Here is a 22,755-nt window from a genome sequence, read left to right on the forward strand (position 1 = left end):
CTTCACCAGGATCATCTTCCTATCGTGATAATGACTCTCCCCTGAAGAATAGGATTTTTGACGTGACGGGAAAGCTAAAGAATTACGTCCTCCGAATGGACAAAGGGATTAGGGTGAATCGCTTGTTGGGGGCGACCGACACACGACCTGGTTGACCTTTTGCCACTACCAAACGGATTCACCTTTCGAGTATGATCGTATCCGCTTCCTTTATACTGAATTACGCGAATTCAAAGTTGAAAAATAATTCCCTAGGACTTGATGGTCCTTCAAACCGGATTGGAATGTTTTTCTTGAAGGGAGTATTCTCCCGGTCAAAGGAGACATTCTCTTTCGAGAGACTCGCCACAACAGCCCTATTCACACCCATCGCGAAAGGCTTCGTGGTATTTGGTTCTTTGATTAAAGAAAGACGACCAATGCCCACATTTTTCCCCCCAGACTCCTCGTCCAATTTCTTTCCCTATCAGAAGTTGAGGCGAATTCCTCTCCTTTTGGCTTGCCTCATTGTGTTGTGGGTCACGATCGTAAGTGTCGGTCCGCTGCCGGCTTTAGCCCAAGTACTTCCTCTTCTTGAAGAAAAGGCACAGGAAAAGTCCGATGATGAAATGGCCCTTCCACCGATTCTGGTCCCCACCGCGCCCGTGATACTTGATGGGGAAACACTCTTTCAGGTCCGCGGCGTGTCGGCCTATCCCGCAGAAGAACGCGCCCGAAGGATTCTTGAGCGCATTGATGAGTTTGGCTCCGATCTGAGTCAATCAACTCAATCCCTGCGGCTGGTTGAGGAAAAAGGGATCACCATGATTTTCGCTGGCGATCAACCAATAACCGGGGTGACCAATGCCGACGGTCGGCTGGAAGGCGGAGTGGAGCGTGAAGTCCTGGCCCGGGTGCACCTTAAACGGATCGCGGAAGCCGTAGAAGCACACCGGGAAAAACGCAAACCCATCAACATCTTGATTCACATTGCTTTCTCCTTGCTCGCCACAGCTATTCTCGCGTCTGCCTGGTGGGGAACTCGATGGGTTTTCGACAGGCTGGATGCCGCAATCGAGCCACGATACAAAGAACAAGTCAAGGATTTAAAGGTTCAAAAGGTCATTATCCTTCAGGCCCATCAGATGTGGGCCGGACTCCGTGGAAGCATGCACGGAATCAAGGCATTCCTGCTCTTTTTGCTGCTGTATGCTTATCTCAATTTTGTGTTCCGTCAGTTCCCTTGGACCGCCTACATTGGCAAGCAGTTGTTCGATATCATCCTCGACCCTATTCGGGTGATCGTGCGGGGATTCCTTTCCTCATTTCCCAGCCTGGTTTTCCTCGTCATTCTGGTCGTCTTGTTCCGATACCTCCTTAGGTTTGGGAAGTTAATTTTTGCCAATCTGGCCATTGGAAAGGTGACTTGGCCGGGGTTCGATCGGGAATGGGCCTGGCCGACCTACCGGATTTTCCGGACACTGGTGATCGCCTTCGGGATTGTGGTGGGGTACCCCTACATACCCGGATCCACCTCTGAGGCCTTTAAAGGGATCACGATTTTTCTCGGGTTGCTCTTGTCGCTCGGGTCCTCCTCGATAATCGGCAATATCCTGGCCGGGTATACCCTGGTGTACCGGCGGGCATTCCAGGAAGGGGACCGTATCAAGGTCAACGAAATTCTCGGCGATGTGATGGAAAGGAGAATTCTGACGACTCGGCTTCGGTCGTTGAAAAACGAAGAAATCATCGTGCCTAATTCGGAAATTCTGAACAACCACGTCACCAACTATAGCGCCGCCGCCAGAGAGAAGGGCCTCATTCTCCATACAACGGTGGGAATCGGATACGAGACCCCGTGGAGGCAGGTCGAGGCGATGCTGATTGAGGCCGCAGACCGGACACCCGGTTTGTTGAAGGATCCCCCGCCCTTCGTCCTGCAACTCGCCTTGGGCGATTTCTGTGTCACCTATGAACTCAACGTCTACTGCGACCGACCATATTACATGATGGAACTCTATACCGGCCTCAGCCAGAATATTCTCGATGTATTTAACGAACATGGCGTGCAGATCATGACACCAGCCTATATGGCGGACGCCGAACAACCCAAAATCGTCCCGAAGGACCAATGGTACACCCCGCCCGCCAAACCACCAGATAATATGCAGGCTGAGCTGTCGCCTGAACCCGAACCAAAAACTTCACGGTCGGAAAAATCCGTCTAGAATTAACCGGATCTCCCCTCAACACACGGTTATTGAATGTAGGGGTCCTTCGATAAGGAAGGTTCATGAGAGGACGGAAAAGCCTTCAGCCCCGACACGGGGTTTGTGCTACTGAGCAGATTCGATTATCTGCGGGGCTGAGGGAATAGGCTTGGGAGGGTCCTCCTCTTCACATCCTAAAAGAAAAGAGAAGAAAACGAACGCCAGGTTTAAAAAAAAGATTGGCTTGGTCGCACCATCATTTGTCTTCATTGCTGATTTGATTACCGGAAAACTAATCGGAGGATTTGCCGGGATTTGAGAAGATTCCTTTGATCCTCCCCCATAAGCCGCCCTTGATTTCATCAAGAGCCTGAGTAGTATGCTGTCGACTTTTCATGGCCTCAACACAGGGATTTTGATTCATCGTTCCCACGGTGGTTCCTGCAATCATTGGAATGGCAATGACCCATCCCAGGGGATTCACCAGGCCCAGCAACCCCCACCCTCCGCTTTCGGCAATCCGTAATTTGTCGTTTGACACGTCCGGATCCGAAAGCGGACCGGTGATGCGGACCATGTGAGCCAGACTGAATAAACTTGGGTCTTTGGGCCGCGGAGTCAAAAGCAAATCCATGGTTTCGTCGGCGAGATTTAATTTTCCGAGGCCGGCTACGGTGAGTCGACTTGTGTCAAGGAGAATATTATCGCTTTTCATTACTCCCTCTTCGATATCAAAATATCCGACCGTACAATTGAGTTTGGATACCGATTCACGTTTCCAGGCCGTGCTTAAGGCCGTCGTGATCAAATCGGCAGCCCAAAGGTCAATATATTTTGTGGCCAGTTCAAGAGGACCATCGATCAGGTTAAATTGTCCACTGGCTTGCTCCAACACTTCATACATCGTATCTCCTCGACCCTTCAGGGCGAGCATAATGGATTGGGATTGCCCCTTTACCAGGTCGGTACCCCCGAAAGATCTCGCTATGCGCCCATAATCCAAGCCATGAATATTCAGGTTGACATCAAGGGTCGGAACGTATTGTTTGCCATCAAGGATTAATTTCCCATCAAAATCTCCGCCCCATAGATTTCCCGTCACGGGTTGCATCGTGAACAAACCTTCTTCAAGAGTCATCTGAAATGAGGCATGACCCAGGCCCTCTTCTCCCTTTCGAATCTGTTTGATCTCGCCATCAAGCATGAGATCAAAAGAACGGAGAGCTTCTACCGGAAACGTAAAGTCCGGAATCGCCCTGAGTGTGGAAACTTTCGGTTTTTTTCTCAGGCCTATGGTATCTCTTACCGTATCGACGGCCGCAGAACCGATGCCTTTTACCGAATCCGCCATGGTTCCCAACCTGGATTTCTTTTTTTGTGGTGATGAATCACCCTGAGGCTCTTGGAAAGTCCCCAGCGCAATATTTTCTGCAATCAGTTTGGCCCTCACCCGCAGGCGTTCCCCTTTTGTCAGCACCGTCATATTGCCTCCCCAGGAGTTTTCCCCCAGGGACCCTTCAATATTCGTCAGATGAAATCCCACCGGCGTCCGGGAGAGATGCAGGTTGATGTCCACGGGACCGACCATAGGCAGGTCGGACATCGTCAATACATTCAGATCACTGAGGTTTTGTCCTTTGACGAGGACCTGAAAATCGAACTCATCGCCAGGATTCGGGAGATGAACATGTCCGCTCATTTCAACGAGGGCCTGTGGCACGTCCATCCGAACATTCACGGGCCACAACCCCTCGTATTTCAACATATCGCTCATAGGGCCGGTTGCCGAACGAAGCCGAAAAGGAGTTTTGTCAAAGACCCCCTCGGCATAAAGGCGCAAGGGCCCGCCATCCACGCTTTCAATCTTCAGATTGGAACTCACCTCGACCGGTTCAGGATGATCATCTTTTGGATGAAACCTTACCGATAGTTTTTTCCCTTCTACCAGAACCGTGGATCGGTTCAGCATACCGGGTATCGTGTTTCCCAAACTTGAAAATCTGACATCCAGGTTCATAAGATGTTCTGTGAGGTTGGCAAACCGCACACTCGGGAAGAGATGCTCGTACCGGATATTGTCAAAGGACACATCGCCGGAAAGGGTAGGAATCGGCCCGGTACTATCCACCTGAAACCTGCCATGAAATTTTCCGTAAGCCGATCGGCGATCCAGGAGCGTTCCTTGCACGGAGTCCACTTTTATCCGGCCCGCCTGAAGCCCGGCGGTAAAAGCCAGACCGCCTAATTCCAGTCCTCCACTTCGAACATGATCAATCGCCACATTCACGTCAGCATCGAATGCCCGCATCACTTCAGATGGAATGGCACTTTCACTCCTATCACCAGGTCGTGAAAATTCCGTCACATTGATCTGTTTCGATGTAAACATCCCGGTAAGATGAGGCCTGGTCTGCTGAAGGTTCAGTTCCAATTTTCCGGACAGATCGCTGCTTCCGAAGCGACTTCGGAAATCACTGACTGTAAACCGGTCACCCTCCTTCCTCACATGAGCCATGAGAGCATAGGGACCGACTGGAGGAAGATCAGGATCAAACTCACTCAACCGGCGCCCTTTGAGCGAAACAATCATGGTTCCCGGTATATCCTGCTTGCCGGTATCCATGGTGCCTTTGACTTCCAGGAGGGCTCCACCGGACAGTGCCGCGAGCGACACCGGCCAGGAAGTACCAGGCATGCTCAAAGCAATTGGAGGGGCGGTCATGAGTCTGAAACCAAAAGCCCGTTCCCGATATGCGCCTTTGGCGACAATTTTGACCGGTCCCCCGTTGGAAACCTGAAGGGAAGCCTGACGCAAGGCAACGGGTAACGGAGCCTCGGGCGTCGGAGTAGAGAGCCCGAACGTGGTGTGAGCCGTTTGAAAATTCACGGTCAACGTCTTGAGGAACTCCTGCAAAGTGGCACCGTTCCCGCTCGCCGTCACCTCAAAGTCGGTAGATCCGGCGATGTTTGCTGTCACTCCCAGCGCCCGAAGCGCATGTCCATAGTTCAAGGAGATGCCTTTGGCTTCAAACACAGAGTGCGGCTGAGGGGTGTTGAGTTCAACTTTTACACGCGCATCCGCGGTTCCCTCGAAACCCTTGACCCGAACCGGACTGAGGTCAACATGTCCCTCACGAGCAGACGCGGTCAAAGATACCGAACCCAGCTCTGTCTCACTTAGGAAGCATTTTTCGATTGTCAGATCCAGATCGACATCAACGGGAAGCGAGGCCGGTACGATGGTCGATGGTTCAGTTGGAGATATTCCCTGCCCGGCATCAATGCCTTGCTGTGTGGTTTTTGGAGAAAAAAGAAAATCATGGATCTGGAAAATTTTCGAAGACAATTTACCTTGGATTTCCTGACGCCCTTTTCCATTCGAGATCCTCAATTGTCCGGCAAGATCGGAAGTGCCCAGTGTCCCACGGACATTGTTCAAGGTTATGAGATCGTGACCCTGAAGGTAGTCTCCCGCAACCATAAAGGGAGCCGAATCGGGAAGGTCGGTCTCTAAAAGATCGTTCAGGGCACTCAGTCGGCTCCCATGAACCTGGACTTGAAGGTCAAATGTCCGATCGATGTCCGTTCCCCCTACCCGTCCTTTGAAGGAGGCGGATGCCTCCTTTGTAGACAGAACACCGTCGACAGGCCAGGGAGCTTCATTGAGGTTAAATAAGTCCATAATCGGGCCGCCGTTAAGCTCAATCTTAACGGGAACATCCCGATAGGTGCCTTCAAAGGAGAATGTTCTAAGCCGATCATCGGGAGCAACCACCACCCCTTGTTGAATGAACACTTCGGTCGTTTCTTCACCAAGGTAAGGCCGATACCGAATCCGGGAACCTTCGATCGAGATCTCCCCTCTATTTGAAATAGTCATGAAGACAGACGGCATGGCCCGTGACAACATGCCGGGCGCAGCGTCGTCCCCAAATGTCCAGTTGTCGAGACCTTCAGACCCTTCTTCCAAAAACAGTTCCGCTCCCTCAAGACCAATCTTTTCCGCTTCCAAACGGCGTTGGAGAAGCAGCCCCAACGACAACTCGATCTCAAGACGGTTGGCTCGAAAAAAATGCGGTTGAGATGCCCAGGGAGGATTGGCAACAAAAACGTTTTCCAGAATTAACCGTGGTTGCAGGGAGAAAGTCAGAGAGATAGGTCCATGCAGCGAGACCTTTCTTCCAATGGTCGCCGAAAACCCTCGTTCAAGTGTTTCCCGATACACGTCCGTTTTGATAAAGGGGAATAACACATAAACAAGGGCGGCACATGCTCCGATGCCGAGAACAAGCCCGATCATGATTTTGTATGAGCGACGACGCATAAGAATTCCTAGACTTCAATTAATACATTCTTGAATCCACAAAAGCCGTTATTCAATGATTCCTCCGATGTGTTGGTCAAACGCGAAGTGACAGCTTGTCGGAGGAGAATCCCGTTTCCGATCGACCTTCATTCTTTAAACCCATAACCCGGATACCCGCGACATCGTTCTATGGGCACCCCTCCAGGACATTTTTTCCGAATTCAAGACCGGGCAGTTGAAAGGGGTGAACCAGGAGGTGGATAGTTTAATGTCCCCCGGAGTTCTGCGATCTTTTCCGGGGGAAAATTCGGAAGGTACAGGGCCTGCTGCTCCCGCCACTCTCGTACCTGCGCCTCCGCCGCATGGGCCAACTGCTCATCCGGCCCTTTTCCTCTCTCCACGTATAACGTCTGGGAAGGGAAAGCAAACCCTGCACCCGATTTTACCACCAGGTCCATGATTCGGAGGTTCAGATCCTCAGCCACTTCAAGGAATTCTCCGTAATCCGTGACGTTGACGTAAGCAAAAATCTCGAGGTTCAGAGAGGAGGGACCAAACCCCACAAAACGGATCCTCGCAGGGTCGGGAAGGACTTTGGGATGAGAATACAAAAGCTTACGGATTTCGACGAGTAGGTAACGAATCTGATCGGGAGTCGTTTCATACCGCAACTGGATTTGCGGATGATACCAGATCATTTTCCGCTTGGAGAAATTCTCCAATTGCAGGTGGGCAAATTCGACATTCGGCACACTGACGAGCGTATGGTCGAGGGTCCGAACCTTAGTGGCCCGCAATCCGATCTCCTCGACAGTGCCGATTTTATCCCCGAATCGGCAAAAGTCGCCGACCGACACCGGTTGAGAGGCATACAAGGTGATGGCAGAAATCAGGTTTTCAATGGGTCTTTGCAGGGCCAGCGCGACGGCCAAGCCCCCGATTCCGAGCCCGGCCAGCAGAGTGGTGACCTTAAACCCGAGATTGTCGAGCCAAACCAATGTCGCCATAATTATCAGAATCGTCTTCACGGCGGTCCCCAGCGGGAGTAAAAGTACGCTCGCGAAACTTTTGCCCTGCCGTTGCATCCGTTCGGCAAATCGGACGAGCGCAAAATCCACCACCCACATGCCGGTCCAGACCAGCCCGATAATCAAGAGTGTTCGCGTTTGAAGCGCGGCACGAAACCATAAGGGGGCATTGAAAAAATTAAGCAATACACGTCCAATCAGGCAGAACAGGAGAAAGCGACCCGGACCTCTCGCGAGACGTAAGAGCTGATTGCTGAGGGTGGTTTGACGCCGGCAGAGAAACCACTGAATAACGGCCATGACCATGTAGGACACGAGATAGGACACGAGTACGATCACCAATACCCCAACCCACACCCAGACTTCCATTCCCGCCACCCTGACATCGAAAAAAGCTTCTGGTAAAAATTTCTCGAGATATCCGTATCCGTATTCCTGATACAGGCTGGGAATCTGGGCGACCGTTGCCGAAGAAAACTTCCAAATCCGCACGCCGTCCTCACGAGGCACTCGCTGCAGGAGAATATCGATTTTTTCCTCTTGAGCTTCAATCTGGCCGATCTGATCCCGATAGGAGGGCAGGCCATCCTCAGAATGGCCCATTGGGTCGGGGCTCACATCGCTAAGGTCGATCCAGAGGACGCTATCCAGGACAATCTTGAACTGCCTGGCTAGCTGCGGCCCCTGAATCCCGCTCAGGTTTCGTGGGAGATTTCTCAAGTCCAGATACTCCGCCGCACGTTCATAGTTACGTTCTCTGGCCGCGAGCAGAAAGCCGTTCACGCTGGTACGCGGAGTCCCTCGATCAAACGCATCTACCGGACCGCGAGGTTTAGCTCTCTCCTGTCCCTCCGTTTGGGGTTCCGCCTTTTGTTCCGTCGCGAGTGGTTCTTTCCCCTCAACAACTTCCTTCAACGTGGGTTGTGCGAGGGCGCTGCCATTACACGACAACAACACCCACAACAGACTCACGCCAATGGCCAGAACACGACAGACACGGGTCCTCACGCGTTTTTTTTGCATCCTGATACCCATAATACACCTTCCCTCCTTTCGTCCATCTTTTCCCACTCAACCTTAGGCGTAAATAAGCAACTGAATCCCCACGGCATAACAACCGGGCAAATGGCCCTCATGGACAGGATCCTCCGAGACCAGGATGATCTCCTGCCGACCGCACATCATAATTCGGCTTGACGGCTAACTCCAAGTCAGGACAAACACCAAAAACCGGCTACATGTCAGCGAGCACAGTCCGGGAAAAACAGGCTTCTTGCGGCAGGACGATTTACTATCAGGGATCTACCCAAAACCGAGGCTAGCCATTCGACGGTTGCCTGGCCTTGAACCTAAAGAATGAATCTAAGGTGTTCAGGTGGGATCAAATTCTTATGAAAACCGCGCAAGCAGATCGAGGAACTCTCATTTCACTATGCGATTTTTGAGAGCATTGCAGAGAGCAGGAAGGTGGGGGCAGAGCGATCACTATCCTTGGATCAATGGAGCATTCCATATCTTCACGGCAGGAATTTCCCGGTAATAACTCAAAACATTTAATGTCCCGGTATGAAGAAGAAAATGCCGGCCTGCGGTGGCGGGCAGACCAAGCCATCGGGCGACCAGCACTCGGAGAATGTGACCATGGGCAAATAGCGCGACATCACCCTTTGCGGTTCTAGCCCTGGCAATGGCGCGATCGGCTCGCGCCCCGATCTCCGCAGGTGTTTCTCCACCCGGGCAGCCGTCGGCAAAAATCATCCAACCGGGTCTCTTTTCATGAATCTGCTTGGGAGTGAGGCCTTCATACTCTCCATAATTCCACTCCACAAGGTTGGTGTCCACCTCGGCCTTCTCGCCAAATCCTGCCAACGTACACGTTTCACGGGCACGTTGCAGAGGACTGGTAAGAACCAGGTCAAAGGAGTAATTCGTTAACAGAGGCTTGAGAAGCCGCGCGAGTTGACGGCCGTTTTCCGTGAGAGGCAAATCGGTGGTTCCGGTATGTTGGCCGCTCAAACTCCACTCGGTCTCTCCATGACGAATGACGTAAACTTCTTGAGGTTTTTTAGACATGTGTGATCAAGGAAATTTTGGAGAAGAGACCGAACTGTAACGTTTTATCCTCCCACACTGTCAACACGCTGTCCCTGACAAAGCCATGAGTTGGTGTAAAGCCGGTGGGTCCAATGAAGAGAAATGACGGTGGCGCACTATTGTTGTTAAATATTGGTTAAATCTTCCCAACACCAATAGCCTGGGCATTCCAGGCATTCCAGGCATGCTAGGTTCGCCATCCTTAACCCATTCAGTGTCCAAAAGTTTGGATATTTATAAAAACAGCCCAGGAAACCTCTCAGCTTTCCCATGCGAGTTTTTTTCGCTATCAATTTGTTTTGAATTTATGTCATTATGATAACAGTTCTCAATTGAACTCGACTTGGTAAAGAAATTGAGGGGATGACACCATGAACCACGACAGTCTTAAAGCGACAGCGACGGCCCTGGTAGCTGAAGGGAAAGGTATTCTGGCGGCCGATGAAACGGTTGGAACAATCACGAAGCGATTTGAGTCCCTGAAAATTAACTCAACCGAAGACAGTCGCCGGACCTACCGGGAAATGCTGTTCACGAGTCCGGGAGTTTCGGAGTTTATCAGCGGCGTGATTATGTATGACGAAACCATTCGACAAAAAGGCACTAAGGGCATTCCCCTGGCAGAGGTATGCACCAGCCTGGGTATCATCCCAGGAATTAAAGTGGATACGGGTGCTAAGGACCTGGCAGGATCTCCAGGCGAAAAAGTGACTGAGGGATTGGACGGGCTTCGGGACAGATTGAGCGAGTATTACAAGATAGGCGCCCGTTTCGCCAAATGGAGAGCCGTCATTCGGATTACAGACAATTATCCAAGTCAAACCTGTCTGGTGGTCAATGCTCACGCACTAGGGCGCTATGCGGCCCTCTGTCAGGAGCAAGGGCTTGTTCCTATAGTTGAGCCCGAGGTGCTGATGGATGGTCCCCATACCATCGACCGCTGTGAAGAGGTCACCGGCCAGGTACTCCACTCAGTCTTCAACGCCCTTTATGACCAGAGGATTTCGTTGGAAGGCATGCTGCTGAAACCCAACATGGTCATTTCCGGGAAGGACTGCTCAAAACAGGCCTCGGTTCAGGAGGTGGCTCAAGCTACGCTGCAATGTCTGTCCCGCCATGTACCTGCCGCTGTTCCCGGGATCGTCTTCTTATCAGGCGGTCAAGATGATCGTCTTGCCAGCGAACATTTGAATGCCATCAATACACTTGCTTTCCACAAGCCATGGAAAATCAGCTTTTCGTATGGCCGCGCCCTACAGGATCCTGCGTTGGAAGCCTGGCATGGGGAAGGTAAAAACATCCAGGCCGGCCAACAGGCTCTTTATCATAGGTCCAAATGTAACGCGGCTGCGAGCTGCGGGAAATACAGAGAAGAGATGGAAGAGGATCCATCCCGAACAACCACGCCGGCACACCGTGCAGAATGGCATGATGACTAAGCTGCGTGTTGGCAAGCATTCTTCAACCGGCAACTGAGAGGGAGGGTAGAGCATCTCATGTCTGTTTTGAAACAATCCGATTGTGAGGAAAATTTGGATACCCAATTCCTCCGTTTCGGCCAAGAAGAAGGCCAGCCATGAGTGAAGCAAAGTCTCTTTACCCGATAACCCCGGACAAATTTGATGCCGTGCTGTTTGACCTTGATGGAGTCCTCACCGCGACAGCCAAAGTGCACGCAGCCTGTTGGAAAAAAATGTTCGATGAATACTTGAAGAATCAGGCATCCCGGTCAGGTGAACCGTTTCAACCGTTTGAGATCAGCACGGATTATCGTCTCTATGTCGATGGAAAACCGCGATTTGATGGTGTTCGAGATTTTCTCCGGTCAAGGGGAATTGAACTCCTTGAAGGAACTCCGGCCGATACTGCACAAACGGAGACCGTATGCGGGCTTGGAAACCACAAGAACGAAATGATCAACGCGGTCATTGAGGCTAACGGCGTTGAGGCCTACGAAGGAAGTATCGCATTGGTTCGACGAATCCGCCAAGACGGAATCCAGGTCGCCGTCGTGACCTCAAGCCAGAATTGCGATGCCGTGCTCAAGGCTGCCGGAATTGGAAATCTATTTAAAGTGAAAGTCGATGGAAATGTCATCCAGAACGAGAATCTCTCGGGGAAACCGGCTCCGGATGCTTTCCTGGCCGCAGCAAAAATGTTAGGCGTGGATCCGAAACGCGCGGTGGTGGTGGAAGACGCAATTTCCGGTGTTCAAGCGGGCCGGGATGGAGGATTCGGGCTGGTGATCGGAGTGGCACGGAAAGGAGATTCCGAAGAACTCAGGAAGCATGGCGCAGATATGGTGGTGAAGGATCTTGGAGAATTACTTGTCTAAACTTCCGGAAATATGTCTTTCACATGTTTGGACAGGCAATCAGCTCGATACACCATTTTTCCCACTGGCATGCCAGAGTTTTCTCCTGTCGCTTATGGATTGGAAGGTTAAAAATCCATGATACACCATGAGCGCGTGAAACCTCCCCACCATATTTATCCTCCCGACGAATGGAACCTGATAGAGAAACAATTCCATCCTCCATTCCTGGAAATGACCGAAACAATTTTTGCGATAGGAAACGGGTATCTCGGCATGCGGGGATGCGTTGAAGAAGGCGTGCCGGTCGTTCAAAACGGCACCTTTGTCAATGGATTCTATGAATCATGGCCGATCGTTTATGGCGAGGAGGCCTATGGCTTTGCCCGAACCGGTCAGACCATCGTGAATGCCACGGACAGCAAAAAAATCAAACTCTATGTTGACGACGAGCCTTTCGATCTTTCCAGCGCAAATCTGCTGAACTATGACCGCCGCCTGAACATGAAATCCGCCACACTGGACCGTGAGGTCTTGTGGGAGACCCCGTCCGGAAAACAGGTGCTCATCAAATCGAGACGCCTGGTGTCGTTTCCCCACCGGCACCTTGCCGCCATGTCCTACGAAGTGACGGTGTTGAATGCAGAGGCTCCGGTCGTTATTTCTTCTGAAATGCTCTACTTGCACGACCATCAGAAAGGACAGGGGGACCCCCGGCAGGCGAAGAGATTTTTCGATCGGGCCTTGCACCCAAGGAAACAAGTATTCAAAGATCGTCGCCTTGTTCTGTGTCATGGAACTAAAAACAGCAACATGACACTGGCCTGCGGCATGGACCATGACCTGGTAACCGACTGTCCTTACACCTACCAGAACAAATGTTACGAGGACTTCGGGGTGGTCGTCTTCTCGATCGAGGCCAAGCCCGGCATGGCGATCAGCTTGTTCAAGTATATGACCTATCACACGACGCACACCGCCTCTCCCGAAGGGTTATGTGCCAGAGCGGAACGGACGTTGGATCGAGCCCTCGGACAGGGTTTCACTCGTATTCTGGGCGATCAAGAGCAATACATGGATGAGTTCTGGCACAGAAGCGACATCAAAGTCAGTAACCTGGAGCCAACACGAACCAAGCGCTCCAACGTTGAAATCCAACAGGCCATTCGCTTCAGCCTGTTTCATATCCTTCAGGCGGCCGGCAGAGCGGATACCACCGGAGTGCCGGCCAAGGGACTCACGGGCCAGGCCTACGAAGGTCAATACTTTTGGGATACGGAAATTTATCTCCTGCCTTTTTTAATCTATACATCTCCCCGCATCGCCAAAAATCTTCTCATGTTCCGCTATCGCATCTTGGACAAAGCCAGGAAACAGGCACGGGAGCTGAATCAAAAAGGCGCGATGTTCCCTTGGAGGACCATCAACGGAGAAGAAGCCTCGGCCTACTATGCAGCCGGGACGGCCCAGTACCATATTAATGCGGACATCATGTATGCCCTCAGAAAATACGTCCACGCCACAGGTGATGAGGAATTTTTGCATGACTATGGGGCGGAAATGTTGATCGAAACGGCGCGCCTATGGAGCGACCTTGGATTTTTTTCGCAAGACCATGACAAGAAAGGCAAGTTTTGCATCCATGGAGTCACCGGTCCCGATGAATACAATACGGTCGTCAACAACAACACCTATACGAATCTCATGGCGCGGGAGAATCTCCAGTATGCGGCGGCGACGATCGAGGCACTGCGAGAAAAACATCCAGAGGTGTTCGCCGTGCTTGTCAGCAAGACCGGCGTGGAAATGGAAGAAATCAAGGAATGGCTGAGGGCTGCGGAAAACATGTACATCCCCTATGAGGATGAACGGGGGATTCACCCCCAGGACGACGCCTTTTTAGAAAAAGAGCTATGGGATCTCAAGCAAACCCCCTCGGAGAATTTCCCTCTTCTTTTGTTCTACCATCCGTTGGTCATCTACCGGTATCAGGTCATCAAACAGGCGGATATTGTCCTGGCCATGTTTCTGTTCGGACAGGCGTTTTCCCCCGAGCAAAAAAAACGCAACTTTGACTATTATGACCCTCTGACCACAGGCGACTCCTCTCTGTCATCCTGCATACAGAGTATTGTCGCGTTTGAGATAGGATATGCGGATATCGCCGTGGAATACGCACGAGCAGCCTTGCTGATGGATCTTGCCGACGTTGGTGGGAATGTCAAAGACGGATGTCACATAGCCTCAATGGGGGGGACGTGGATGGTGATGGTCTACGGTATGGCCGGGATGCGCGACTTCGACGGAATCCTGACATTCAAGCCCAGACGTTTACCGGATCAGCCGGGGAACCTACGCTTTCCACTGACTTATCGCGGCCAAATCCTGGATGTCGAAATGGGGCCGGAAGGTGCCAGGTATTCTTTGCGGGAGGGCGACGGGTTGATGTTCCGGCACGAGGACGAAGAGATTCACCTTTCTCCCCGAACTCCCGTTGTCACCAGACCGATTGTGACGCGGTAATCATGCTGTAGGAAGAGATCATGCGAGTTCTCGTGCTGAACAGCGGAAGTTCGTCCCTGAAGTTTCGTGTGTTTGATTTTGTCGGTGAGGCGTCAAGTCTCGATGTCCGACGAGGTCGAACTCTTATCAGTGGAGCGGTGAAAGGCATCGGAGGCACGGCAAGGCTTGAACTTGAGACAAAAGAAAAACCGGGCATGCAAACCACTCAATTGATCTCCAATCACCATCAAGCTGTCCGCTGCCTGTTTGAGCAGCTCAAACAACTCGACGGCGCAGATAAGAGTGCGGGTTCTCTTGCCGGAGTGGAAGCCGTCGGCCACCGGGTTGTCCATGGAGGGGAACGATTTTCACAACCGGTCGTGATCACGGACGGGGTCATGGATGAAGTTGATGCACTTGGAGAATTAGCACCCTTGCACAACCCGGCCTGCCTGGAAGGGATTCGCGGAGCGAGAGCCGCCTTGGGCCCCACGGTACCGATGGTGGCGGTGTTCGACACGGCATTCCACCACACCATGCCCTCTTATGCAAAACTGTACGCACTGCCCGTTGAGTTAGCCAATCGCCATCATATTCGTCGCTATGGATTCCACGGCATCGCACATGCCTCCCTGGTGGGAAGTTATTTTGAGAGAACAGAAAGGCCTTCTGAACCATCCCGACTCATTACGGTGCAACTCGGCAATGGATGTTCCATATCGGCCGTTGAAGACGGGAAATCTATAGAGACCTCCATGGGATTCACACCGCTGGAAGGGCTGGTCATGGGCACCCGGTGCGGTGATCTTGATCCTTCCATCGTGAACTATCTCTGTCAAAAAGAACACGTCGATGCCTCGGAAGTGGATCGGTGGTTGAATGAACAGTCCGGGCTTTTGGGACTTTCCGGAAGAACGAATGATATGAAAGAATTACTGCAGGCGGCGAAGCATGAACAGCATAAACCGTCGCAATTGGCCATTGATATGTTTTGCTACCGTGTCAAAAAATATATCGGAGCCTATCTTGCGGTTCTGGGCGGAGCGGACGCCATCGTATTCGGGGGCGGAATCGGCGAGGCGGCTCCCGATATCCGGCGCAGAATTTGTGAAGGAATGGAATGGTGCGGATTACGGTTGGATCCTACACTCAATAGCGCAGCCATCGGACTTCAACAGGGAGCTGTGGCCCGGATCAGTCAGGACGGGCAACCCTTGGAGGTCTATGTCGGAGCTGCGGATGAGGAAACCTGGATTGCACGGGAAACGGTGCATTGTCTCACAGGAACAACGTGAGTCCTGATGGTTCCCCATTCCACAACCATTTATCCACAGTAAGTATTCGGGTTTTATGATGCAAATTTAAGGAGGTCAGCATGGCGAATTCGTTATCAAAAAAAGAACTGGACTTGATTGATGCCTATTGGCGAGCCGCCAATTATTTGTCCGTTGGACAAATCTATCTGTACGACAACCCCTTATTGAAGAAGACATTGACCAAAGAACATATCAAACCACGGCTCCTTGGCCACTGGGGGACAACGCCGGGATTAAATTTCATCTATGCGCATCTCAACCGCGCGATCAAACAGAGAGACCTCAGCATGATTTACATCACAGGCCCGGGACATGGTGGGCCCGGTCTGGTCGCGAACGCCTATCTTGAGGGCACCTACAGTGAAGTCTATCCGAATATCTCACAAGATGAAGAGGGCATGCATCGGTTGTTCAAGCAGTTTTCATTCCCCGGCGGGATTCCCAGTCACGTGGCGCCGGAAACGCCCGGCTCCATTCACGAGGGAGGCGAACTGGGGTACGCGGTCTCGCACGCCTACGGAGCTGCATACGACAATCCGGACCTGATCGTCTCCTGCGTCGTCGGCGACGGCGAAGCTGAAACCGGACCACTGGCGACCTCATGGCACTCCAACAAGTTCCTCAACCCTGCTTCAGACGGAGCCGTCCTGCCAATTTTGCACCTGAACGGATACAAAATCGCCAATCCCTGCGTGCTGGCTCGCATCAGCCATGAAGAGCTGGAACAACTGTTTCGCGGCTATGGGTACATTCCCTATTTCGTGGAAGGACACGAGCCGGCCAAGATGCATCAACTGATGGCATCCACAATCGATACGTGCCTGGACGAAATCCGCCGCATCCAGACCAAGGCTCGCAAGAACGGCGTCAAAGAACGCCCGCGCTGGCCGATGATTATCCTGCGTTCTCCCAAGGGATGGACCTGTCCCAAGGAGATTGACGGCAAACGGACGGAAGACTACTGGCGGAGCCACCAGGTGCCAATGGGGGAAATGCATGAAAAGGCGGAACATGTGAAGATCCTCGAGAAATGGATGAAAACTTACAAACCGGCAGAGCTGTTCGACAAATCCGGACGGTTGCAGCCTGAACTCGCCGATCTTGCCCCGAAGGGTGAACGTCGCATGAGCGCGAATCCACATACCAACGGCGGCCTCTTGCTCCGGGATCTGCGTCTGCCGGACTTCCGCGACTACGCCGTTAAAGTGGCGAAACCAGGCGCGATCAATGCCGAATCCACCCGCCATATGGGAATGTTTTTGCGAGACATCTTGAAACTCAACATGGAGAGTCGGAACTTCCGTCTCTTCAGTCCGGACGAGAACAACTCCAACCGCTGGCAGGATGCGATGGAGGTCACCAACCGCGCCTGGATGGCGGATCGCTTTCCCTACGACGACCACCTGGCCCCGGATGGCCGGGTGATGGAGATGCTCAGCGAGCACCAGTGCCAGGGATGGCTTGAAGGATACCTCTTGACCGGCCGGCACGGGTTTTTCTCCTGCTATGAGGCATTCATCCACATTATCGACTCGATGTTTAATCAGCATGCCAAATGGCTGAAGGTCTGCGACGAGATTCCCTGGCGGCGACCGATTGCCTCGCTGAACTATTTGCTGAGTTCCCACGTCTGGCGTCAAGACCACAACGGGTTCAGCCACCAGGACCCTGGTTTCATCGACCATGTGGTGAATAAGAAAGCGGATGTCGTGCGTGTCTATCTACCGCCTGACGCGAACACGCTGCTGTCGGTCACCGATCATTGTCTGCGCAGCCGTAATTATGTGAACGTCATCGTCGCCGGCAAGCAGCCTGCTCCACAATGGCTGACGATGGAGGAAGCGATCAAGCACTGCACGGCCGGCATCGGCATCTGGGAATGGGCCAGCAATGATAAGGGCGAAGACCCGGATGTCGTCATGGCCTGTTGTGGAGATGTGCCAACGCTGGAGACGCTGGCCGCCGTGGATCTGTTTCGTCAGCATCTCCCCACGCTGAAGATCCGGGTCGTCAACGTCGTTAATTTGATGAAATTGCAGCCGCAGAGCGAGCACCCGCACGGTTTGAGCGACCTAGATTTCGATGCCCTTTTCACCAAGGACAAGCCGATCGTCTTCGCGTTTCACGGGTATCCATGGTTGATTCATCGGCTCACCTACCGGCGGACAAACCACAAGAACCTGCATGTGCGTGGCTACAAGGAAGAAGGCACGACGAGTACGCCCTTCGATATGGTGGTGATGAATGATCTGGACCGGTTTCACCTCTTCGCCGACGTCATCGATCGGCTGCCACAACTCGGGTCCCGCGCCGCCTATGCCAAGCAGGCGATCCGCGACAAACTGCTGGAGCATAAGCAGTATATCGCGAAATATGGCGAGGATATGCCCGAGATCACCAACTGGCAATGGGGTCAGCGCGGAACAACGACGCGAAGGAAGAGTTCCACCGAAGGCGACAACGTGTGATTGATGACAGCAATACGTTTCTCAGGAAAGTGGCAGGAACGTGGGGACCATCAAGGTGAGAGCCGCTCAACCCGGGAAGATAATCCACAACCGTCAACCTAACGTTCTGGGAGGAATACCCATGAAGACCATTAAAAATGATTCCTGGCTAGGAAATTTCCTTCGGATATCGTTTAGTGTGATTCTGATTCTCCTGATCGGAAGTTCGACGATGGTGTTGTTAGACGGGGGCTTGGTGCTGGTTCCGGAAGCCGGTGAAGCCAATGCGGCCAGACCCGACGGCACCCATGGCAAGGATTGGGGAAATCCCGACGGTGAGGAATGCGTGCAATGTCATCGGAAGCATACACCGGGGTTGTACCAGGAATGGAATCAAAGCATGCACGGGCAACGAGGGGTGAATTGCCTTGATTGTCACAAAGCGGATGGGAAAGACAAGGACGGGTTCAGGCACAAAGGGCAATTGATCTCTATCATTGTGACGCCCAAGGATTGTGCACGCTGTCATACCACGGAATTCCAAGAGATGGATGGGTCGCATCATTCGAAAGCCGGCGACATTCTCGCCTCGTTCGATAATCTTTTGGGCGAGGTCGTTGGCGGCCCGGAGGCTGTGAATGCCGGATGTAAACAATGTCACGGCTCAACCATTGAAATTGGTGAAGATGGAAAACCCCTACCCACCACTTGGCCCAACACCGGAATTGGACGTATCAATCCCGATGGGTCCAGGGGTTCCTGTACCGCCTGTCATGGTCGGCACCGGTTCTCCAAAGCGCAGGCACGAACCCCGGATACCTGCGGAAAATGTCATGTCGGTCCGGATCACCCTCAGATTGAGGTCTATAACGAATCCAAACATGGCATCATCTATCACGCCAAAACGACGGAGATGAATCTCGAATCGGATAAATGGGAAGCCGGCGTGGATTATTCGGCCGCGCCAACCTGCGCTACATGCCATATGAGCGCCGGAGGGGGAGAAAAGCCCACCCATAATGTGGGCGAACGGATCTCCTGGACGTTGCGGCCACCCATATCCGTCAAAAACAACCTGGTGAAACTTCAAGATGGCAGTGAGTTTGATGTGCCGGAAGGTCAACCATTGCCCAAGGTTGGAGACAAGGCCAAGGAGTCAGAGGTGGTTGAGGTGCTGACGTGGAAAGAACGTCGTCTCAAAATGCAAAATGTGTGCACGGCCTGTCACACCGATTCCGTGATATTGGGCCATTACAACCAGTTTGATAAGGTGGTGGACCTCTATAACGATAAATTTGCCAAACCCATTGCCGCCATCATGAGCGACTTACAAAAGGCCGGGACAATCAGTCCAGCCCCGTTCGATGAGAAAATCGAATGGATTTGGTGGGAAATCTGGCACCACGAAGGTCGTCGAGCGCGGCATGGTGCCTCCATGAGTGGTCCCGATTACACGTGGTGGCATGGGATGTATGAGGTGGCCAAACACACCTATTTCGAATTCATTCCAGAACTCAAAAAGGTAGCAGGAGAAAAAGAAGCGAACGCATTACTCGAAAAGTATTTCAAACCCATCCCTGGCCATGCCTGGTACTTTGAAGGGATGAACCCTGCTCAAATTGACGCGGTTCGAAAAGGATTTGAATCCCGTTACGGGAAGGACTCATTGAAATAAACACGGGTCCGAACGAAGGGTTCGCATAACTCAATGCTCACGAAATTCTGGAACTGGTTTTGGAGCCCCACCAGCAAATATTCCTGGGGAGCGATTTTCGTCGTTGGCGGAATAGCCGGGATTATTTTCTGGGGGGGCTTCAACACCGCCATGGAGCAGTCCAATTCGCTCTCCTTTTGTGCCAATGCCTGCCATGAAATGACGGATTTCGTCCTGCCGGAATATCAGCAATCCATTCACTACACCAACGCCCAAGGGGTACGCGCCATTTGCGCCGACTGTCATGTGCCCAAAGAGTGGGGACCGAAGGTCATTCGGAAGATTAAGGCCACAGGAGAGTTATGGGGTAAAATCACCGGCTCCATCAACACGCGAGAAAAATTCGAGGCCAAGCGTGAACAGCTTGCCTTAAAGGTTTGGCTGGAGATGAAAGAAAACGATTCCCAAGAATGCCGGAATTGCCATTCCTATGAGGCAATGGACTGGCACGCCCAGTCGCTTGTGGCCCAACGTGACATGCAGAAAGCCATGAAGGAAGGGAAAACCTGCATCGATTGTCACAAAGGCATAGCCCATACACTTCCCAAGGGCTACGAATCGGATTCCCCGGTATACCAAGAAGACTTAGCCAAACTGAGAAAAAGCTAATCATCAAACCCTGTGGAGCAACGGTGAGGAAGAGAAAAGAAATAGAGCCACGGTGTTTCAAGACCTTTCGCAGGTTCAAGGTTGTGCGTGCGGATCTCTGCCGGAGGGTGGAAACCCATGTTTAAGGACCAGAAAAAAGGGGTCGAAAGGGAAGTGAGTAGGCAAGCCGGAGCAAACGCTCCAGGAAAAAGTTTTCCCCTCGGGGCGTCCGTTTCCCCTGAGGGAGTGAACTTCTGCGTGTTTTCGAAGAATTGCACGCTCATGGAATTGCTGCTGTTCGATCACCCGGATGATACCAAACCGTCCACCGTCATTTCCCTCGACTCCTGGAGAAACCGGACGTACCACTATTGGCATGTCTTCGTCCCTGGGCTTCGACCGGGCCAGATCTACGGCTATCGCGCACACGGGCCGTTTGAGCCGCAGCGAGGACTGCGATTTGACCATGAGAAGATCCTGCTCGATCCCTATGGCAGGGCTGTGGCGGTGCCGAAGCAATACAGCCGCGTCGCCGCATCCAAGTCGGGAGACAATTGCGCAACCGCCATGAAGAGCGTGGTCGTGGATGTGGAGGCGTACGATTGGGAAGGCGATGCGCCGCTCAAGCGACCGTCCACCCGAACCATCGTGTATGAGATGCACGTGCGCGGGTTTACCCGCCATCCCAGTTCGGGCGTCGCGGAGAAAACCCGCGGCACGTATGCGGGTCTGATCGAAAAAATTCCGTATCTTAAAGAACTCGGCATCACCGCGGTTGAACTCTTGCCCGTGTTCCATTTCGACCAGCAGGATTGCCCTCCGGGACGAATCAACTATTGGGGCTATGCCCCCGTGTCGTTCTTCGCGCCGCATCCGATGTACAGTTCACGACAGGATCCACTCGGCGTGGTGGACGAATTCCGCGACATGGTCAAGGCGCTGCATCGAGCGGGCATCGAGGTCATCCTTGATGTCGTCTACAACCACACCGCCGAAGGCACGCAGGACGGACCCACTCTCTGTTTTCGCGGACTTGAAAACGGCGCCTATTACATTCTAGAGGAGGACCGGGCCCGGTATGGCAACTATACGGGGACGGGTAACACGTTGAATACGAATCAGCCGATTGTCCGTCGTTTAATCGTGGACAGTCTCCGGTATTGGGTGGACGAGATGCACGTGGACGGCTTTCGATTCGATCTCGCGTCGATCCTCTCCCGCGACGAGGCCGGCCTGCCACTACGGAATCCTCCCATCCTCTGGGACATTGACTCGGACCCCTTCCTGGCCGGGACGAAACTCATCGCGGAAGCCTGGGATGCTGCCGGGTTGTACCAGGTCGGTTCGTTTGTCGGAGATAGCTGGAAGGAATGGAATGGGCGGTTTCGGGACGATGCCCGTGATTTCTTCCGTTGCGAAGAAGGTTCGTTGGCACATTTCGCCGACCGTTTGATCGGCAGCCCGGAAGTCTACGGTCATAAAGAACGGGAGCCGGAGCAGAGCGTTAATTTTGTGACCTGCCATGACGGCTTCACGCTCAACGATCTTGTCTCTTACAACGGGAAGCACAACGAGGCCAACGGCGAAGACAACCGCGACGGGGCCAACGACAATAAAAGCTGGAACTGCGGGGTTGAAGGGCCCACGGATGATCCAGCCCTCGAAGGGCTACGGAACCGGCAGGTGAAGAACTTTTTGGCCGTGACGCTGCTTTCCGTGGGCATGCCCATGATTCTGATGGGTGATGAGGTGCGCCGCACACAACACGGCAACAACAATACGTACTGCCTGGACGACGAAACGAATTGGTTCGATTGGACGCTGATTGCGAAACATGCGGATGTCCATCGGTTCGTGACATTGCTCAACGCACGTCGGCTTTTGCGCGACGTTGAACATGAGCAGCAACGGATGAGTCTGAACCAATTGATCCTGCAGGCGAATAAGGCGTGGCACGGCGTCACGCTCAACCAACCTAACTGGAGCCAAAATTCGCACAGCATTGCGTTTACCGTTGAACTTCGCAAAGAAAAGCGCCTCGTCCACTTTATCCTCAACGCCTTTTGGGAACCGCTGGAATTCGAACTGCCTCCGGTTCAGAACGGAAACGGCGATAACTGGTATCGATGGATCGATACCGCCCTGGACTCGCCCCACGACATTGTCCCATGGGAAACCTCGCCGGCGATTCCCGGTCAGAGGTACCGGACCGAGGCACGGTCCGTCGTGGTGCTGTTCGCGCACATGAACGCCGGCA

12 protein-coding genes are annotated in these 22,755 nt (G+C 52.7%); 9 read left to right on the forward strand and 3 right to left on the reverse strand.

Going from position 1 to position 22,755, the window contains the following annotated elements:
- Positions 1–494 precede the first annotated feature (494 nt).
- Positions 495–2,207, forward strand: coding sequence for a mechanosensitive ion channel domain-containing protein (locus tag AAH187_RS00005; protein WP_342346373.1), 1,713 nt, complete (start codon positions 495–497; stop codon positions 2,205–2,207).
- A 274-nt stretch (positions 2,208–2,481) separates the two neighbouring features.
- Here the strand turns inward: AAH187_RS00005 and AAH187_RS00010 are convergent, their stop codons facing one another.
- The 3 genes from AAH187_RS00010 to AAH187_RS00020 all read right to left on the reverse strand — a co-directional run bounded on the left by AAH187_RS00010 (position 2,482) and on the right by AAH187_RS00020 (position 9,596).
- Complete coding sequence (locus tag AAH187_RS00010) at positions 2,482–6,513, reverse strand: AsmA family protein (RefSeq protein ID WP_342346374.1); 4,032 nt, start codon at positions 6,511–6,513, stop codon at positions 2,482–2,484.
- A gap of 203 nt (positions 6,514–6,716) precedes the next feature.
- A complete protein-coding gene (locus AAH187_RS00015; RefSeq protein ID WP_342346375.1) occupies positions 6,717–8,558 on the reverse strand; it encodes a mechanosensitive ion channel family protein in 1,842 nt (613 codons plus the stop codon).
- Between the two features lie 450 nt (positions 8,559–9,008).
- Positions 9,009–9,596 carry a histidine phosphatase family protein gene (locus tag AAH187_RS00020; RefSeq protein WP_342346376.1) on the reverse strand — a complete coding sequence of 196 codons (588 nt, stop codon included), beginning with the start codon at positions 9,594–9,596 and terminating at the stop codon, positions 9,009–9,011.
- A 392-nt stretch (positions 9,597–9,988) separates the two neighbouring features.
- Here AAH187_RS00020 and AAH187_RS00025 point away from each other — a divergent pair, with 392 nt between their 5' ends.
- The 8 genes from AAH187_RS00025 to glgX all read left to right on the forward strand — a co-directional run.
- Positions 9,989–11,056, forward strand: a complete 1,068-nt coding sequence (locus tag AAH187_RS00025; RefSeq protein WP_342346377.1) for a class I fructose-bisphosphate aldolase — start codon at positions 9,989–9,991, stop codon at positions 11,054–11,056.
- A gap of 137 nt (positions 11,057–11,193) precedes the next feature.
- Positions 11,194–11,952 carry a beta-phosphoglucomutase family hydrolase gene (locus tag AAH187_RS00030; protein WP_342346378.1) on the forward strand — a complete coding sequence of 253 codons (759 nt, stop codon included), beginning with the start codon at positions 11,194–11,196 and terminating at the stop codon, positions 11,950–11,952.
- Positions 11,953–12,069: 117 nt separating this feature from the next.
- Positions 12,070–14,454 (forward strand): glycosyl hydrolase family 65 protein, encoded by a 2,385-nt coding sequence (locus AAH187_RS00035; protein WP_342346379.1) that lies wholly within the window; start codon positions 12,070–12,072, stop codon positions 14,452–14,454.
- Between the two features lie 20 nt (positions 14,455–14,474).
- On the forward strand, positions 14,475–15,728 hold the full coding sequence (locus AAH187_RS00040) for an acetate kinase (RefSeq protein ID WP_342346380.1): 1,254 nt from the start codon (positions 14,475–14,477) through the stop codon (positions 15,726–15,728).
- A gap of 80 nt (positions 15,729–15,808) precedes the next feature.
- Positions 15,809–18,217 (forward strand): phosphoketolase family protein, encoded by a 2,409-nt coding sequence (locus AAH187_RS00045; RefSeq protein ID WP_342346381.1) that lies wholly within the window; start codon positions 15,809–15,811, stop codon positions 18,215–18,217.
- A 121-nt stretch (positions 18,218–18,338) separates the two neighbouring features.
- Positions 18,339–19,871: a multiheme c-type cytochrome gene (locus AAH187_RS00050; protein WP_342346382.1), complete on the forward strand. Its 1,533-nt coding sequence runs from the start codon at positions 18,339–18,341 to the stop codon at positions 19,869–19,871.
- Between the two features lie 33 nt (positions 19,872–19,904).
- The gene (locus AAH187_RS00055) at positions 19,905–20,519 is read left to right on the forward strand and encodes a NapC/NirT family cytochrome c (RefSeq protein ID WP_342346383.1); all 615 of its coding nucleotides are present in this window, start codon (positions 19,905–19,907) and stop codon (positions 20,517–20,519) included.
- Between the two features lie 117 nt (positions 20,520–20,636).
- Positions 20,637–22,755 (forward strand): glycogen debranching protein GlgX (gene glgX / locus AAH187_RS00060; RefSeq protein ID WP_342346384.1); only part of this gene is annotated, 2,119 nt, incomplete at its 3' end.

The organism is uncultured Nitrospira sp., assembly GCA_902500695.1.
Taxonomy (GTDB): Bacteria; Nitrospirota; Nitrospiria; order Nitrospirales; family UBA8639; genus Nitrospira_E.

Bases quoted from the DNA above. Each gene is read 5' to 3' on its own strand.
- AAH187_RS00055 (WP_342346383.1), top strand. From the start codon at position 19,905: ATGCTCACGAAATTCTGGAACTGGTTTTGGAGCCCCACCAGCAAATAT.
- AAH187_RS00015 (WP_342346375.1), bottom strand. From the start codon at position 8,558: ATGGGTATCAGGATGCAAAAAAAACGCGTGAGGACCCGTGTCTGTCGT.
- AAH187_RS00045 (WP_342346381.1), top strand. From the start codon at position 15,809: ATGGCGAATTCGTTATCAAAAAAAGAACTGGACTTGATTGATGCCTAT.
- AAH187_RS00035 (WP_342346379.1), top strand. From the start codon at position 12,070: ATGATACACCATGAGCGCGTGAAACCTCCCCACCATATTTATCCTCCC.
- AAH187_RS00050 (WP_342346382.1), top strand. From the start codon at position 18,339: ATGAAGACCATTAAAAATGATTCCTGGCTAGGAAATTTCCTTCGGATA.
- AAH187_RS00025 (WP_342346377.1), top strand. From the start codon at position 9,989: ATGAACCACGACAGTCTTAAAGCGACAGCGACGGCCCTGGTAGCTGAA.
- AAH187_RS00040 (WP_342346380.1), top strand. From the start codon at position 14,475: ATGCGAGTTCTCGTGCTGAACAGCGGAAGTTCGTCCCTGAAGTTTCGT.
- AAH187_RS00010 (WP_342346374.1), bottom strand. From the start codon at position 6,513: ATGCGTCGTCGCTCATACAAAATCATGATCGGGCTTGTTCTCGGCATC.
- AAH187_RS00030 (WP_342346378.1), top strand. From the start codon at position 11,194: ATGAGTGAAGCAAAGTCTCTTTACCCGATAACCCCGGACAAATTTGAT.
- AAH187_RS00020 (WP_342346376.1), bottom strand. From the start codon at position 9,596: ATGTCTAAAAAACCTCAAGAAGTTTACGTCATTCGTCATGGAGAGACC.